Origin of the sequence: Burkholderia sp. A2 (assembly GCF_001729305.1) — a bacterium.
In the GTDB taxonomy this organism is placed as follows: Bacteria; Pseudomonadota; Gammaproteobacteria; order Burkholderiales; family Burkholderiaceae; genus Burkholderia; species Burkholderia sola.
In genome coordinates, this window is sequence record NZ_LZXX01000037.1 from 590 (window position 1) to 1,009 (window position 420).

At 68.8% G+C, this 420-nt stretch carries 1 protein-coding gene; it reads left to right on the plus strand.

Annotated features, from left to right (window positions below; all coding sequences use genetic code 11):
- Positions 1-420 (plus strand): EcsC family protein (locus A9Z05_RS03500; RefSeq protein WP_176730139.1); only part of this gene is annotated, 420 nt, incomplete at both ends.

Genomic DNA, 420 nt, shown 5'->3' on the forward strand with positions numbered 1-420 from the left:
ACAAGCTCGCGGTCGCGACGACCGGCGCGGCGGGCGGCGCGTTCGGCTTTCTCGCGCTGCCGGTCGAGCTGCCGGTGACGACCACGCTGATCTTCCGCTCGGTGTGCGACATCGCGCGCAGCGAAGGCGAAGACCTGACGTCGGTCGATACGCAGCTGCAATGCCTGGCCGTGCTCGGCATGGGGGGCAACCCGGACAAGCAGGAAGAGGACGCCGATCTCGGCTATTTCGTGCTGCGCGGCGCGCTCGCGCAGGCGATCTCGAAGGCGTCGTCGGACATCACGACCAAAGGTATCGCCGCGCACAGCTCGGCGGCCGTGTTCAAGCTCGTGCAGACGGTGGCGTCGCGCTTCTCGGTGCAAGTGACCGAGCAGATGGCCGCGAAGTCGATCCCGGCGATCGGCGCCGTGCTCGGCGCGA